The organism is Streptococcus minor DSM 17118, assembly GCF_000377005.1.
Taxonomy (GTDB): Bacteria; Bacillota; Bacilli; order Lactobacillales; family Streptococcaceae; genus Streptococcus; species Streptococcus minor.
This window is the reverse complement of record NZ_AQYB01000031.1, coordinates 110,761-125,920: the sequence shown is the minus strand read 5'-3', so window position 1 is coordinate 125,920 and position 15,160 is coordinate 110,761. Positions and strand designations below refer to the sequence as shown.

At 40.1% G+C, this 15,160-nt stretch carries 22 protein-coding genes; 1 reads left to right on the top strand and 21 read right to left on the bottom strand.

Annotated elements, in window-relative coordinates; translation table 11 throughout:
• Nucleotides 1-3: 3 nt before the first annotated feature.
• The 18 genes from F602_RS0104840 to F602_RS0104755 all read right to left on the bottom strand — a co-directional run bounded on the left by F602_RS0104840 (nt 4) and on the right by F602_RS0104755 (nt 12,411).
• Nucleotides 4-507, bottom strand: coding sequence for a cysteine hydrolase family protein (locus tag F602_RS0104840; protein ID WP_018166837.1), 504 nt, complete (start codon nt 505-507; stop codon nt 4-6).
• Nucleotides 504-1,100 (bottom strand): bis(5'-nucleosyl)-tetraphosphatase (symmetrical) YqeK, encoded by a 597-nt coding sequence (gene yqeK, locus F602_RS0104835; protein ID WP_018166836.1) that lies wholly within the window; start codon nt 1,098-1,100, stop codon nt 504-506. Before yqeK ends, F602_RS0104840 begins: the two co-directional genes overlap by 4 nt.
• A complete protein-coding gene (locus F602_RS0104830) occupies nt 1,097-1,729 on the bottom strand; it encodes a nicotinate-nucleotide adenylyltransferase (RefSeq protein ID WP_018166835.1) in 633 nt (210 codons plus the stop codon). The genes yqeK and F602_RS0104830 overlap by 4 nt, the downstream gene beginning before the upstream one ends.
• Before the next feature lie 111 nt (nt 1,730-1,840).
• Nucleotides 1,841-2,155 carry a ribosome assembly RNA-binding protein YhbY gene (gene yhbY / locus F602_RS0104825; protein ID WP_018166834.1) on the bottom strand — a complete coding sequence of 105 codons (315 nt, stop codon included), beginning with the start codon at nt 2,153-2,155 and terminating at the stop codon, nt 1,841-1,843.
• A 32-nt stretch (nt 2,156-2,187) separates the two neighbouring features.
• Nucleotides 2,188-2,580: a DUF5301 domain-containing protein gene (locus F602_RS0104820; protein WP_018166833.1), complete on the bottom strand. Its 393-nt coding sequence runs from the start codon at nt 2,578-2,580 to the stop codon at nt 2,188-2,190.
• Nucleotides 2,581-2,604: 24 nt separating this feature from the next.
• The gene (yqeH, locus tag F602_RS0104815; protein WP_018166832.1) at nt 2,605-3,711 is read right to left on the bottom strand and encodes a ribosome biogenesis GTPase YqeH; all 1,107 of its coding nucleotides are present in this window, start codon (nt 3,709-3,711) and stop codon (nt 2,605-2,607) included.
• Nucleotides 3,711-4,238: a YqeG family HAD IIIA-type phosphatase gene (locus F602_RS0104810; RefSeq protein ID WP_026183309.1), complete on the bottom strand. Its 528-nt coding sequence runs from the start codon at nt 4,236-4,238 to the stop codon at nt 3,711-3,713. Before F602_RS0104810 ends, yqeH begins: the two co-directional genes overlap by 1 nt.
• Before the next feature lie 99 nt (nt 4,239-4,337).
• Nucleotides 4,338-4,970, bottom strand: a complete 633-nt coding sequence (locus F602_RS0104805; RefSeq protein ID WP_026183308.1) for a GntR family transcriptional regulator — start codon at nt 4,968-4,970, stop codon at nt 4,338-4,340.
• A gap of 78 nt (nt 4,971-5,048) precedes the next feature.
• Nucleotides 5,049-5,579 (bottom strand): Asp23/Gls24 family envelope stress response protein, encoded by a 531-nt coding sequence (locus F602_RS0104800; RefSeq protein WP_018166829.1) that lies wholly within the window; start codon nt 5,577-5,579, stop codon nt 5,049-5,051.
• Between the two features lie 41 nt (nt 5,580-5,620).
• Nucleotides 5,621-5,812, bottom strand: a complete 192-nt coding sequence (locus tag F602_RS0104795; protein WP_018166828.1) for a CsbD family protein — start codon at nt 5,810-5,812, stop codon at nt 5,621-5,623.
• Nucleotides 5,813-5,831: 19 nt separating this feature from the next.
• Nucleotides 5,832-6,335: an Asp23/Gls24 family envelope stress response protein gene (locus F602_RS0104790; protein ID WP_018166827.1), complete on the bottom strand. Its 504-nt coding sequence runs from the start codon at nt 6,333-6,335 to the stop codon at nt 5,832-5,834.
• Nucleotides 6,336-6,375: 40 nt separating this feature from the next.
• On the bottom strand, nt 6,376-6,564 hold the full coding sequence (locus F602_RS0104785; RefSeq protein WP_018166826.1) for a DUF2273 domain-containing protein: 189 nt from the start codon (nt 6,562-6,564) through the stop codon (nt 6,376-6,378).
• A 9-nt stretch (nt 6,565-6,573) separates the two neighbouring features.
• Complete coding sequence (amaP, locus tag F602_RS0104780) at nt 6,574-7,149, bottom strand: alkaline shock response membrane anchor protein AmaP (protein WP_018166825.1); 576 nt, start codon at nt 7,147-7,149, stop codon at nt 6,574-6,576.
• An 18-nt stretch (nt 7,150-7,167) separates the two neighbouring features.
• Entirely contained in the window at nt 7,168-7,410 is a 243-nt protein-coding gene (locus tag F602_RS0104775) for a GlsB/YeaQ/YmgE family stress response membrane protein (RefSeq protein WP_018166824.1), read from the bottom strand.
• Between the two features lie 488 nt (nt 7,411-7,898).
• On the bottom strand, nt 7,899-8,585 hold the full coding sequence (locus F602_RS0104770; RefSeq protein ID WP_018166823.1) for a hypothetical protein: 687 nt from the start codon (nt 8,583-8,585) through the stop codon (nt 7,899-7,901).
• A 156-nt stretch (nt 8,586-8,741) separates the two neighbouring features.
• Nucleotides 8,742-9,659: a DMT family transporter gene (locus F602_RS0104765; RefSeq protein WP_018166822.1), complete on the bottom strand. Its 918-nt coding sequence runs from the start codon at nt 9,657-9,659 to the stop codon at nt 8,742-8,744.
• 93 nt (nt 9,660-9,752) lie between these two features.
• A complete protein-coding gene (gene galT / locus F602_RS0104760; RefSeq protein WP_018166821.1) occupies nt 9,753-11,222 on the bottom strand; it encodes a UDP-glucose--hexose-1-phosphate uridylyltransferase in 1,470 nt (489 codons plus the stop codon).
• A gap of 16 nt (nt 11,223-11,238) precedes the next feature.
• Complete coding sequence (locus F602_RS0104755; RefSeq protein WP_018166820.1) at nt 11,239-12,411, bottom strand: galactokinase; 1,173 nt, start codon at nt 12,409-12,411, stop codon at nt 11,239-11,241.
• A 136-nt stretch (nt 12,412-12,547) separates the two neighbouring features.
• Here F602_RS0104755 and F602_RS0104750 point away from each other — a divergent pair, with 136 nt between their 5' ends.
• Nucleotides 12,548-13,549, top strand: a complete 1,002-nt coding sequence (locus F602_RS0104750) for a LacI family DNA-binding transcriptional regulator (protein WP_018166819.1) — start codon at nt 12,548-12,550, stop codon at nt 13,547-13,549.
• Nucleotides 13,550-13,738: 189 nt separating this feature from the next.
• Here F602_RS0104750 and F602_RS0104745 read toward each other — a convergent pair whose 3' ends face one another.
• The 3 genes from F602_RS0104745 to F602_RS11075 all read right to left on the bottom strand — a co-directional run bounded on the left by F602_RS0104745 (nt 13,739) and on the right by F602_RS11075 (nt 15,095).
• On the bottom strand, nt 13,739-14,416 hold the full coding sequence (locus F602_RS0104745; protein WP_018166818.1) for a phosphoribosylaminoimidazolesuccinocarboxamide synthase: 678 nt from the start codon (nt 14,414-14,416) through the stop codon (nt 13,739-13,741).
• Between the two features lie 351 nt (nt 14,417-14,767).
• On the bottom strand, nt 14,768-14,953 hold the full coding sequence (locus F602_RS11080) for a hypothetical protein (protein ID WP_018166817.1): 186 nt from the start codon (nt 14,951-14,953) through the stop codon (nt 14,768-14,770).
• Nucleotides 14,934-15,095: an Hsp70 family protein gene (locus tag F602_RS11075; RefSeq protein ID WP_245537561.1), complete on the bottom strand. Its 162-nt coding sequence runs from the start codon at nt 15,093-15,095 to the stop codon at nt 14,934-14,936. The genes F602_RS11080 and F602_RS11075 overlap by 20 nt, the downstream gene beginning before the upstream one ends.
• Nucleotides 15,096-15,160: the final 65 nt, after the last annotated feature.

The following is a 15,160-nucleotide window of genomic DNA, read 5'->3' as shown; positions in this document are numbered from 1 at the left end:
TCCTCATAAAATATTTTCTAGTGTATCCACCTGGGCAAAACTCCAGGACCAGATGGTCTCATACTGATCAATCAAGTCTTTTGCTGGAAGGTCTGCCGTGTAAGGGGTGGTGGTTCCATCTTTGATGACCGCCACGGTATAGCCCAATTCAAAGGCCACCTTGATGGTCGTATCAATACAGAAATTGGTAGACATGCCCATCACCACCAAGCGCTCAATCCCTTGCTCATCAAGATAGGCTTTCAAGTCCGTACCCTTGAAGGCAGAACTGTACCGCTTATCAACAATCTTCTCGTCAGCCAAAGGAGCCACTGCTGGATGAATTTCCCAGCCAGGACTGCCTGGGGCAAATTCCTCGTCATTTTGACGGACATAGACAATCTCTATCCCTGCTTGACGAGCTTTAGTGATGCTATCTTGCCAGAGGGCTAAGCGCTCCTCGATGGCAAAAGGTTGTTCCTCCACGAGGAGGTTTTGCATATCAATGGCTAAAAGGGCTGTTTTCATTTGTTCTCCTTCAAAAATTGAACATAGCTATTATAGGTTTCCAGGGTTTGGGGATGAATGGGAATGCCCTTCTTGGCCAGGTGGGCAATGGTTTGGGCTGTTTCTAAGGCTACAGCCTGATCCAGCGACTCCATGGCTATCCTTCTTGCTTCTGCTACACCCGGGAAATCCCGACCAGGCTCGATATAATCAGCCACGTAGAGCACCTTGTCTAAGAGAGTCATCTCTGCACTCCCTACAGTATGGCGCTGGATAGCCTGCAAAATTTCTTGATCCACAAGCCCGAATGCAGCAGAAATCAGGTGGGCGCCCACTACTCCGTGCCAGATATTATTGCCCCATTTTTTCAAAGCTGGGTCTAACTGTTTCTGGTCAATAATATCTAGAAAGTCCTTATCTGCTACTTCTTTAGCATAGTCGTGGAGAAGAGCCGCTAGGCTGGCCTTGGTAATATCGCAACCATAGCGTTCCGCCAAGTCAAGAGCTGCTTGTTCCACTCCCAAAACATGGTCAAAGCGTTTTTTGGACATGGCAGCAGCCACTTTATCCAAAAGCTCCTCACGTGAAAAATCTAAGTAGTCATGGTAGTTCATAGATAGAGTCCTTTTTCTTCAATGTAGTCCAAGACCTCGTGAGGCAGCAGAAAGTTTGGCGTGCGTCCCTGCTTGATAAAGTCCCGCACCATGCTAGAAGAGATATCCATGAGTGGTACATCTACCCAAATCACTGGATAAGACGTTCCAGCCTTGTAACGAGGACGTTGCACCCCAACAAACTGAACCATCTGAACCAGTTCCTCAATCTTGTACCATTTTGGTAAATAGTCTACCATGTCAGCTCCGATGATAAAGAAGTAATCCGTATCAGGGTGCTGCTCAATCAACAATTTCATCGTGTCATAGGTATAACTGACACCCCGACGCTCCAATTCAATGGTCTCGATGCCTAAGCCTTCCACACCTGCAATGGCCATCTTGAGCATATTGAGACGGTGAAATTCATCAATCGTTTCCTTCTTATCTACATGGGGGGGTAAAAATTCCGGCATCAACAATACTTCATCCAAGTTGAGTTGTTGGCGAACCTGATCGGCCACGACTAGGTGAGCATTGTGAACAGGATTAAAATTTCCACCTAAAATCCCCACCTGCTTGCGGTCTGTTTTTTCTTCTATGGGTTCTAGTTCCACCTTGGTAAAAGGGGTTAAGAGTTCTATGGCCATTGGCATCTCCTCGTATAATCTTATCCTCCATTATAGCATAAATAAGAGGAAAGAGAAAGATTCGACTGACAAAAATAGAAAAGGCCATTCAGTAGAAAGGCCCTTTATTCTTTATTTCACCTCTTTGACTTTGGCAGAGAGTTCGCGATTTTCTTTCTTGCTAGAAACCTTATAAAGGATGAGAATACGTCCAATTTTTTGAACAGTATCCACACCAATTTCTTCTTCTAAAATCTCTGCAACTTCGTGAATATTTTCGTCCGTATTTTGTAAAAGGGTGACCTTGATCAGCTCACGCGCATCCAAGGCCTGACGAACACTGGTTTTGATTTGGTCGTTTAGACCATTTTTCCCAATTTGAATAATAGGCTTCAGAGAATGAGCCTGGCTATTCAAAAAGGCACGTTGTTTAGATGTTAAGGACATCATTTTTCCTTTCTTTTTGTAAAATAGCAGAGCTAATCTGCTAGTAAATGTTGAATCAACTGTGGGGCTTTCTGTAGCTGATAAATGCCAACGTAGGGCTGCTCGAGATAAGTAACACCGTACTTTCCCTTATAAGCATAAGCTATGGCTTTTCCATCAGTCATGACAAAAGTAATCTGCACATGTGGGGAAATTGTAGGAGTATCATGAATGCTTTCTTGTCGGATTTTATTGGATTTCCCAAGTTCTGTCACTAGTTTTTTTATAGCATCAGTCTGGTCTATCTTGACCTCTTCTTGGTCCTGAACCAGTTGGATTTCTAAGACCTCATTGGCTTGGGGAAGGCTAGGTGCCGCTCCTGGCCAAAAGAAATAGGTGAGCACCAGAATAGCAATAAAGCAAAGAGCACCAAACATTTTTTTCATGAGCTCTCCCTTTCTAAAAACTGGCTAGATGATGGCTTTACGCAGGACAACGGCTACTCCCTTTGGAGCCCAGGCGGCGATTTTGGCCTTTTCATTGACTCGAATCCATCCTAGACCTGAAAAGACTACATCCGTCTTTTCCTTAATCATAAATTCATGGCGGATTAGCTCTGGAAAATCTATCTTTTCCTTACTACTCGGTGGTACCAAGAGACTGCCTACATGTTTCTGGTAAAAAGTATTTGCACCAGCTAACTTCGTACGATGCAATTCCAAAGTGTTTTCAAAAAAAGCAGTAAAACCTTGGCGTTCTCCCTCTATAAAGTCAAAACGTCCCAAGCCAGCTAAAAAGAGAGTTTGCTCTGGATTGAGCTGATAGGTTTTGGGTTTGATTTCTTTTTTAGGGCTGATATACTTGAGGTCTTTTGCTGTTAAATAATGAGCCATCTGGTGGCGGTGGATAATTCCAGGTGTATCAAACAGATAAGAACCATCATCTAGAGGAATTTCAATCTTGTCCAAAGTCGTACCTGGAAAGCGAGAGGTCGTGATGATATCCTTGTCCCCTGTAATCTCTTGGATAATGGCGTTGATAAGGGTTGATTTACCCACATTGGTCACGCCGACAACATAGACATCGCGTCCTTTGCGGTGACTCTCGATCTTTTCCATCAAATTCTTGATAGTCAGCTTATTCTGAGCGGAGGTCAACACCACATCAACTGGTCTCAGCCCTACTTCATGAGCACGCTCCATCAGCCACTGTGTGACTTTGCCATCCTTAACAGATTTAGGCAAAATATCCTTTTTATTACCAACCAGTAGCACATCATTCCCTAAGACAAAACGAGAAAGACCTGGGATGACTGAGCCATTAAAATCAAAAATATCAATAACATTGACAACTAAAGCATCACTATCCCCAACTTCATGAAGAAGTTTGATAAAGTCGTCATCTGAAATATTGACATCTGAAATTTCATTGTAGTGGCGGAGTCTAAAACAGCGCTGGCAGTATACCTGGCCCATCTCCAAGCCTTTTTCTAGAGCGGATAGTGGGGTAAAACCAGGCTTCTTCTTATCCGTCGTTTGGATGGCTGCTCCACAGCCAATACAAAATAATTCTTCCATTATATTTCCTTTTGATAATTTATTGGACCGTATTTGGCCTCAATTTTTTTCAGCATACGGCGCTCTCTCCAGCGATTAAACTGAGTTTCCCATGCATCTGACTGCACCATGGGCTTGACCAAGACCGAACGAATACCCGCTCTGTGAGCTGCACGGATATCGGTCATGAGCTGGTCTCCAATCATGATGACTTCGTTTTTGTTGATACCAAGACGCTTCATCGCTCGATCAATACCCAGCGTAAAAGGCTTCATGGAGCGAGATTCATAGTCAACACCGAACTTTTCTACTGCTCGCTTGACCCGTTCATGACTATTATTGGATACAACCACAACTCGGATACCGGCATCTTGTAGTTCATGTAACCACTGACGCATCTCCGGAGTACCATCTGGATGATTCCAAGCAATCAGAGTGTTGTCCAAATCAACAAAAACAGCCTTAATCTTCTCTTTTTGTAGAGAAGCAAGGGTCACATCATAAGCTCTTTCTACCGCAAAATCCGGCATGTATTGTTCTATAGCCACAGTTTTCTCCAAGTCCAATGTAATCTTCTCATTTTATCACACTTTACGGCAAATAGCCACAAAGACGCTAAACCATTAGTGGCTTAGCGTCAGGCTGTATTAGTGTAAATCCAACAAATTCTTCATACGAGTATAGCTGGCTTCTTCGCCAACAAAATAAATCAAATCATTTGCTTCAAAGGTCTGATACGGACTAGGAGAAATTAGCAAATGTTCATCTCGCTCAATCCCCACAATGACAGCACCAGTATGATGCCATACCTTGGCTTCTGCCAAAGTCTTTCCTAGTAACTCAGAGTCCGCTGTCAACTTTAAAGCATAGGGCTCCAATGGGTATTTTTTTTGTACCCGCTTGGTTTGGTCCAAATAAACCGTCACCAAGCCTTTTAGCTCCCGCAATTCTTTTTCTTGGTCACTGATTTTCTGCAAAATTCGATCTTTCTGCGTATCCAAGGAATTGGTCATTTCGAAGTTTTCAAGAAAATCAATGGCCTTTTCTTTCGACAAGATAATGGCACCACTACCATGCTTAACAGACACAATATGCATATCCGCTAAAATGTTTAAAGCCTTACGGGTCGTTTCTGGTGATACCCCAAACATACTAGATAAGGTAGAACGAGACTTTATTCGCTCGCCTACTTCATAGTCACCACTTGCAATCCTTTGAGCTACTCCAACTGCAATCTGTTGGTATTTCGATGCCTTGATTATTTTTCGATTGGGCATAATTTTGTCCTCCCATTTCAAGTAGACAAAGTCAAAGGACTTAAAAGCCCTTTGACTTTATTTACATCATTTTGGTTACTATTATTCCACTCTCGAAGACTCTACTTGCTCTTTTACCTTTTCGGTGGTGTTGGAGATAGCTTCACCAACTTTTGAAGCTTGATTTGAGACAAATTCACCAGTTGCTTGACCAGCTTCTGTGACACGATCTTGAAGGGTAACAGAGTCAGCTTCAAATTCTTCTTTTGTCTTAATGTCTACTACTTCAACATTGACCTCAACAACCTCAAGATGGGTCATTGCTTCTACTTCACTGCTGATAACAGCTTTGATAGAATCAACAATAGCAGGAATATCCTTACCATATTCTACCACAATTTTTAAGTCTGTTGCAACTTGTTTTGTACCAACTTCTACGTTGACACCCTCAGCAACATTGTCACTATTAACAACTTTATTTTTAAAGTCTGAAAAGAAACCGCCACTAACTGCGAGGAGACCATCAACAGATTGCAAAGCTGTGCCGATAATTTTCTCAATAACTTTATCAGCATAAGTGATGGTTCCATTTAAATCTTTTGTATCATGATTTACTGTGTAATGTTCTGTCATTTTTTTCCTCTATTTTCTTTTTATATCATCTGTAACTTAAACTAGTTGCGAAGGCCTTTGATTGCGCCAGCAACAGCATCTTTAGCATCTTCAGCTACGGCTTTCACCTTACCTTTGATTTGATCAACTTTGCCTTCTGTTTCAACTTCTTTGTTACCAGTTACTTTTCCAACTGCTTCCTTTGCAGCTCCACCAAGTTCTTCCATTTTAGCATTCAATTTTTCTTTTGACATGTTTATTCCCCTGCTTTCTTTAGATAACACGTGGTTCTTTAGTTTCTGTCAAGTTGCTAATGCCTTTAGCTGCTTTGTCTGCTTGGTTCGATGTAAAATCTACCGCAGAACTAGTCACATCACTCACGCGGTCTTGAAGACTTACTGTGTCTGCTTCATGCTGAGCACGTGTTTTAATGTCTACGACATTGACATTGACTTCTACTACTTCCAAATCTGTCATTCGCTTAATTTCAGTTTCAATAACGGATTTGATGGATTGATAGATGGTTGGAACATGTTTTTGGTACTCTGCCACAATATCCAAATCCACTGCTACTTGCTTAGTACCAACTTCAACATTGACACCATCGCGTGTTGTATCTGTATTGATCAACTTTTCTTTCAAATCTGAAAAGAAACCACCACTAACTGCTAGAAGACCATCAACTGATTCAAGAGCCATACCGACGATTTTTTCAATAACCTTGTCTGTATATTTCAATTCACCCTTAATAGATGGCGTTTTTTTCATTTCAGTCATATTTTTTCCTCTTTATTATATTTCTAATTTCTAAAATTAATTATTTATGATTCAAAAACGAATCAAGTAAACCTGTTTTTTGTAAATACCAGCCTGCCACTACTCCTAAAACTACAAAAATAAGGAGCAATAGTGTTTTTAAAACACCAAACGTGAGAAGCAAAAGGGCTAAAGCTAATCCAAAAAGCCCGCCTAAAATAGGATATTTATATGTTTCAATTATACGCATACAATCCTCCTACTCTACACGACTAGACGTCGTGTGTTTCTTCTCTTCCAGATGCTTGATATCAACTGTAAAATCAACCTTTTTCGAAATACCAAAAAAAGCATTGAGACCTTGTTGGATGTCATGATGCAACTGTTTTGTTTTTTCTACAACAGCTACTCGAGGTACAATTTTACCAGTCACTTTTACCTTAAATTTTTTGCGATACAAACTAGCTTTAACACTAGGTGATTTCATATAACCACTTTCTTGAACTAGTGTTTTCACGTAGCCTTCAATAGCAGATTTTTGCAGTAAAAGTTCTCCTGTTTTAGTATCATCCAATTCCACTTCTGTATAGGTGCGTGGGTAGAAAACAATTCCAATAAGAAGCAATAGAATGAGAGCAGCAAAAAGAAGGGCAGACCAAAAAATGTAATTCGAACGAAGCTCTCCCCAAAAACCATCACGTGTAAACTGTGGTAAGTGCTGAGCAATATTGTTTGGGAGCATAACCTCTTTGGCAAACTCCAAGGCCGTTAGGCCAAGGAGAGCTACCAAGAGAATTCCCAACATACTATAAAGTATCTTTGAAAATTTAGACATTGATTCCCTTTCTAGGGTTTATTTTTTCCCAACGAAGAAGGAAACAACTGCTACAACGATAACAGCACCCAAGATAGATGGAATCAGTGCCATGCCTGCTAAGCTAGGACCCCAAGAACCAAATAGGCCTTGACCTACTGAAGAACCAACTAAACCTGCGATGATGTTCGCAATCCAACCCATTGAGCCACCTTTTTTAGTGATAGCTCCTGCAATAAGACCAATAAGGCCTCCGACGATTAATGACCAGATAAATCCCATGATATATCTCCTTTATGATATTATTTTTTGAAAATCGATTTCAACTATAAAGTAAATGACTTGTTTATATGTTACTTTTCGAAAAGTGACAACACGTTATTTAACTTTATGTTGTCATTATATATTTTTCATTTTCAAAAAGCAAGAGTTTTGACTCGAAAATATTTATTTTTTTCAAAAATTATTTAAAAATGTTGATTTAACAAGGTTTTAAGCATCATTTTATTTTTTTAAAAAAGTGACAACTTCTATTATAAATTAGGTTTTATTTTTAAATTTTTACATATCTTTATTTGTTTATTGCAAAATATAATCCAAAAATTCTATCATTCACGTTGCCTCTTTCAGAAATATTTCTCCACCAATGATCAACACTAACAAAAAAAGCACTCATCCATTTGTGATGAGTGCTCCCTGGAAATAATATGAAAAAGAATGTTACTAGTATATACAACCTAACTTAAAGAAAGCTTAAGAGGGTATTGGCATTAATCAATATTTTTAAAGGTTAAATTCTTTACATCGATTTTCACATCAATATTTTGTTCAGAACTTAGGTTTAGAAGGTTTTCAAGTGCTTCTTCTGCATATTTGGCTACTTTTTCTCGTCGCTCCTTATTATTCATTACATCTTCACTAGTTGCATAAATAGCATCTTGGCTTTTTTCCTCTAGAAATTCCATTGCTTTTTTACTTCCAGTTATCAGATCGACACCCTTATCAAGAAGGCCACTGGATGAGCTTTTAATGGTTGTTTCACCATTTTTTTGTGAATCAACATAAACTGTCAGAGGTTTTTTGAAGGTTAAAACATGATTTTCAATAAGGATGTCATCCTTATCAAGCCCTTCCAACTCTAGCTTAAATTCTGTCTTAACAGGAATTTCCATAACCACTTTTCGGCTAACAATGAGATCAGCAAGCCACTTCGTCCATTCAGGCCAATCTTTGGTCAAATTATCATCAAATTGTTTTTTAGACATTGTGGCCACATCAGCATCTGCAATTAATAGTTGATGTTTCTTGGAGAAGCGTTTAATTACAAAACTATACTCTGCGGAAGTGGTTCCACCTCCAACTCGACCTTTAAAATACCAAACAACTCCACCAAATAAGACTGCCAAGATGATGATTGTTGCAATTTTATTTGCAAGCGACTTACCTAAAGTTTTCATTTCCTTACCTCCGTTTCTTCAATAACCATTATATATATAATGTCAACACTTTTTACGTTAAAGTTTAACGATTTTTTGACGATATGATATAAAGTAGTTTTTATCATTATAGAGGCTGTAAAAAGTGTACCTAATCATTTTTAGGTACACAAATCATTATTTCTCTCCCAAATGAGCCTTCTGGCTTGCGACCAGATCTCTTAAGGAAATAAGAAGAACTCCTGCGATAATCAAGACCATACCGATAAAGTCTGTTAGATAAAACTGAGTTCCCATGACCAGAACGGTTAATAAAACGCTGGCAACCGGCTCAATAGAGGCAATCAAACTGCCTTTAATAGCACCGATGAGGCTGACACCTTGGAGAAAAACTGTGTAAGCAAAGATGGTGCCGACACCTACGATGCCAAAGAGAGCTAAGAGATTGAGTCCTGTTATCTCAAAGGTATATCGCCAACTCTGACTAAAGATTGGAAATACTAGACCACCCAATAACATACTCAAACTGATTACATGCAAACTGCCATGAGTTTGTATCAACTTAGTCGGAAGTAAGAGATAGACTGCATAGGTAAAGGCAGATACAATCCCCCAGAAAAGTCCAGCTGGCGTGATGGCTAACTCACTAAGATTGCCATGAGTGGCCATAAGGAAAACACCTCCAATAGCTAAGACAATCGCCACAAGTTCTGTCCAACTAGGTAACATCTTTTCCCGTAAACAAGTATAAACCAAGACCAAAACAGGAGTCGCATACTGCAATACTGTAGCCGTTCCAGCATTAGTATATTGGATGGCGCTCAGGTAGGCATATTGATTGAGCACAAGTCCAAAGATGGCAAAGCTTAGAATGACTATGACATTTTGCTTTGAGGTCAGTAAGATTTTCAAGGTCTGCTTATCCCGATAATAGGCTAAAACAGTCAAAAAAATTCCGGCAATCAGCAAGCGTAAGCTGGTCAGCAGGTTGACATGCATGCCGTTTGCTAGTAAATATTGACCAGAAATCCCTGAAATCCCCCACGAAAATCCGGCAATCAAGGTTAGTAAAGTTCCCTTTTTTGTTTGATTCATTTCATCTTCCATTTTCTTACAAATATAAATAAAATTTTCAGCGTTCATATTATATCAAAAAATGGTCAGCTTGTACCGACCATTTTTCTTTTTTTATCCCAAACTTTCAACAAATTGTAAAAATGCAGCTTGTCCTTGAGGAGTACGTTTATACACTCCCGCATCTTCTAATACTCGACTAAAGACCTTGCCGACAGCCTCTTGTACGACTTGACTGACATTGTCTGGGGAAATGCTATAATCAATCTTGAGTTGATTGGCCCATTCTTGATGGTAATCCGCTACCTTTTCTACCTTTCCTAGAAGAAAATCTTCTACAAGCTGGAGTTCATCTTTTAAGCGGGGTGGTAAGATGGCTAGCCCCATGACTTCAATCAAACCAATATTTTCCTTCTTAATATGTTGGACATCTGGATGAGGATGGTAGATACCATCTGGAAACTCTTCTGAAGTTTGGTTGTCTCTAAGCACCAAATCTAATTCAAAGAGGTCATCTTTTTTGCGAGCAATGGGCGTAATGGTGTGATGCAGCTCCCCGTTAGAAGAAGCCAAAATCCCCACTTCTGCATCCGAGTATTCCTGCCAATCGAGCAAAATCTTATCAGCCAAATCAACCAGACGTGATTTGTCAGGACCAGAAATACGGATGACAGACATAGGCCATTTGAGTAGACCAGCCTGTATGTCCTCAAATCCTGAAACAGTGAAACTCCGCTCTATAGGAGCCTTTTCCATAGCAAAGGTATGACGACCACCCTGATAGTGCTCATGGGTCAAAATAGAGCCCCCGACGATAGGCAAATCTGCATTAGAACCCGCAAAGTAACCGGGAAAAAGGTCTACGATGTTGAGGAGCCGCTCGAAGGTCAATCGACTAACCTTCATAGGCTCATGCTGACCATAGAAGAAAATACAATGTTCGTTGAAATAGGCATAGGGCGAATACTGGAAACCCCAAGCTTGGTCCTCCATCTCGTAGCGAATGACGCGATGGTTGGCACGAGCTGGATGGTTAATCCGACCCTGATAGCCTTCATTTTCCATACAGAGTTGACACTTGGGATAACTAGAAGATTTAGCCAACTTAGCGGCAGCAATGGCTTTTGGGTCTTTTTCTGGCTTGGACAAATTGATGGTAATTTCTAAATCACCATATTCTGTAGGAGTTTGGTAATAGATATTCTTCGCGATAGCCTTGTTTTTGATATAGTCGTTTGCCTGGCTAAGATGGTAAAAATCAGCAATGGCCTGTTTGGGATCAACTGTGTAAGTTTTCCAAAAAGCCTTGTTGACCTGACTAGGAGCTGGAGTGATTAAATCCATCAGCTGAGCTCCAATGATGTCCTGTTCCTCCAAAAGCTCACCACAAAAACCATTTTTCACAGCCAAAGCAACCAATTCATCCTTCAAATCAATCAGGTTAGTAGCTGATGTTTCTGCATCCAATCCTTCTTCACCCACGAGAGCCATAACCCGATTGGAGAGATAGGTACGATCCATTTCCTCATACCCAGTATCGGCAATGACCCGACTAACAAAGCTTGTAAGTAACGTTTCTAACATATGATCGTTTCCAATCTTACTTGCGGGAGAGAACGCGACTACCACCAGCAATTTCTGCTATATAAAAGGCTGGTGCATAACCGATTGTCTCTGTATAGAGGCGACCTACATTTTCAGTAAAGTTTTCAACCTTGTCCTTGTTCACGATAGCAATACCACAGCCACCAAATCCTGCTCCTGTCATGCGAGCACCAAGCACTCCCTCTTGTTCCCAAGCTGTATGGGCTAAAGTATCTAGCTCAATTCCGGTCACTTCATAGTCATGCTCTAAAGATACATGAGAGGCATTCACCAAGCGACCAAACTTATCCAAATCTCCAGCCACCAAGGCTTCCTTGGCTCTTAAAGTTCGTTGATTTTCAGATACAGCATGACGTGCCCGTTTGAGGCGATTGGCATCTTTAATCAAATAAGCATATTCATCAAATGTTGCCTCATCAAGTTCTCCTAAAGTTTGGATATCTAGGGCTACCTGTAGTTCTTCAACTGCTTTTTCACACTCTGCCCGGCGCTCATTGTATTTGGAATCTGCAAGCTCTCTGCGTTTGTTGGTGTTCATAATCACCACGACATTATCTCCTAAATCAAGTGGCACTAAGTCATATTCTAAGGTATTTGTATCTAGATAGATGGCCTTTTGATCAGCTCCCATTCCGATGGCAAATTGATCCATGATACCAGAATTGACTCCGATAAATTCATTTTCAGTCAGCTTGCCGATTTTTACCAAGTCCAAACGTTCCAACTTGAGGTCAAACAACTCTTCTGCCATGATACCAATCAAGAGCTCCAAAGAAGCCGACGAAGACAAGCCTGAACCATTTGGAATATTCCCAAAGACATAAACATCCATACCAAAATCAATGGCGTGACCCGCTTCCTGCAAGAATTTGAGAACACCTTTTGGATAGTTGGTCCAGTTGTCTTCTTTTTTGAAAACCAAATCAGATAGTGCTACTTCGATGATTCCCAAGTCCTCAAAGTTTCCAGAATAAAAACGTAATGTTTGGTCATTCCGTTTACGGGCAGCCCCGTATGTTCCTAGGGTAATGGCTGCAGGAAAAACATGTCCGCCATTGTAGTCCGTATGCTCACCAATCAAGTTGATACGACCTGGTGAAAAGAAAGTAGCATCTGGTTCCTGACCAAAAATGCTTGCGAAAGCTTGAATCAATTCTGTTGTGTTCATCTCAAAAACTCCTTTGTAAGCGTTTTTTCTTTTATTTTAATCATTTTTTTATTTTTTGTCAATGTTTTTACTAAAAATTTACTAAATTTATGGTATGATATAATTAAGATAGTTAGATTGAACAAGGAGAACCCAAATGGCCACCATAAAAGATATTGCTCAGATTGTGTCCGTATCGCAAGCAACGGTTTCGCGTGTTCTCAAGGGAGACAAGAGCTTAGCCGTTAGTGAGGAGACTAGGCAAGCTATTTTTGAGACTGCTCAAAAACTAGATTATACTAAGCACTTGAAAAAAGTCCAGATACCTGAAGCTCAGGCGACGCTTGCCATCGTCCAATGGTACAGTGAAAGTGAGGAAATGGATGATCTTTACTACTATTCTATCCGTATCAGCATTGAGCAGCGGGCTATGGAATTGGGCTATAACTTGGTCCGTTCTTTCAATGATTTGGATCATCCTATGTTGGATGAGACAGATGGTATCATCGCTATTGGGAAGTTTAGCCCTGCACAGATAAAAAAATTAGCTAGCATTCAGCCAAGATTAATTTTTGTGGATAGCGACACCCTCAACGATGGCTTTTCCTGCATCACAACCGATTTTAGTCGTTCCGTCATTCGGGTCATCGATCATTTTCTTGAAAAAGGGATTTCAGATATTGGTCTGATTGTTGGCGAGGAAGAAACTGCCGACCATCAAACACCCCTCATTGACCCTCGCTTTCGGACCTTTAAGCAATACATGACCGACCTCAATATCTATCAGGCTAACAATGTCTACATCGGAGCTTTTACCAGTCAGTCAGGTTATCAATTGATGAAATCTGCAATTGCCGATCTTGGCCATCAACTGCCCCATGCTTTCTTTGTAGCTAGCGATGCCTTAGCAGTTGGGGCTTTACGCGCTCTGCAAGAAGCTCAGATTGCAGTCCCTGAACGTGTTCAACTGATTACCTTTAATGACACTTCTATCACCAAGCAAGTCTATCCAAGCCTCTCTAGTATCACTGTCTTTACAGAAGAAATGGGTATTCAGGCTGTTGATTTGATGGACCAGATGCTCAAAAAACCAACACGCCTGCATCCGCGAATGATAAAATTAGGAACCGAGTTGACTCTCAGAGAGTCTAGCTTATAAATTCCACAAAAATCAGGATTGCAGTCAACAGCACCAACTGCTAGCGATCTATCTTTAGCCAAACCATCATATAGCTAATTAGGCCTAGAAAAATGAGGAATCTTGCAAATCAAAGACCACTTAACTTCCATCGTTAGAAAAAATCGAGGCAGGATACTATTGTCCCAGCCTCAATTTTTTCTATTCTTATCATCCTAATAAAATCTTTTCAAGTTCAAGCGGCAAAATATACTCATCCCCCTTGTAAGCTCGCATATTTCCACCTGAAATCTCATCAATCAGGGCAACCTTTCCATCAATCAAGCCAAATTCAAACTTAATATCATAAAGTTCTAAACCTTTTTCAGCCAGTTCTGCTTTTACCACATCGCCGATCCTCTTAGCCAAATCTGCTAATTCTTCATAACTTTCAGCCGACATGATGCCTAACAAGTCTAAGGCATCCTTAGTGATGAGCGGATCTCCCTTGACATCATCCTTGAGAGTCACTTCTATATAAGTGGGAATTTCTGTGCCAGTAGCGATATAATCCCCATAACGGCGGATAAAGGAGCCAACTGCCCGATAGCGCACAATCACCTCAACTCCCTTTCCAAAAACAGTCGCTTTTTTGACAATAGCTTCATTCTTATCCAAGTCTGCCGATACAAAATGGGTATTGAGTCCCAAAGCATTCAACTTGTCATAGAAAAATTTAGTCATAGCTAATGCTGCTCGACCTGCTCCCTCAATCTTAAGACCAACTTGATTTTCACCCGGATCAAAGACACCATCCTTACCTGTCACATCGTCCTTAAACTTAAGAAGGACCGTCTTCTCATCTACTTCATAAACATCCTTGGTTTTTCCAGTATAAATCTTCTGCATCTTAAACTCCTTTATGAAATCCAGGAACTTTTCCTTTTTGTACAGGACTATTATACACTTTTTTTGTTTTTAATTAATATTTTTTATAAAAAAATACTATTTAAAAAGAGAAATTACGAACATTTACAAGATACATTTCAAAGAAAATCTCTTTTCTTCTTTAAAATGTCGAATGTCCAATCAAATTTCTTAGTAGGTTTCCTGCGAAAAGAAGTCTATATTCAAAGTTTATAAATCCTACAATTAAATTCATTGTTGAATCAAATCGTTTCCTTCTATTCCGATAAGTTGTTGAAAAGATGTTAAAAGCTTTTAACTTGGCAAAAGCAGTGTCTAAAAGACAGCTCACTATTACCAACCTTGTGCCTTACAGTTAAGGGCCGATAGTTGCTTGACTACCATAGCTGAGGGCTCCATGGCAGTATATGATTTATTTCCCAATTTAAAGATCTCCGATGTTCCCATTGAACGCTTGAAAAGTTGAGCCGTATGTTGACTATCCGTTACTAAGCGTTCCTTACTTAGCCAATTTCCCAACCGTTAAGCCATCTCCTGAGAGATGTACTACACTTGGTGTTAAAAATTCTCCAAAGCAATTGGGAATCATTGTTACTTCTCCGTTCAAATAGGTAACAGCTAAACTGTTTGTAGTCCCTAAATCAATTCCTATAATCGCCATATGATGTCTACTTTCTTCATTTTTTCTTTATTATAGCAAAAACATCTTTTAAAAAATCACTTATA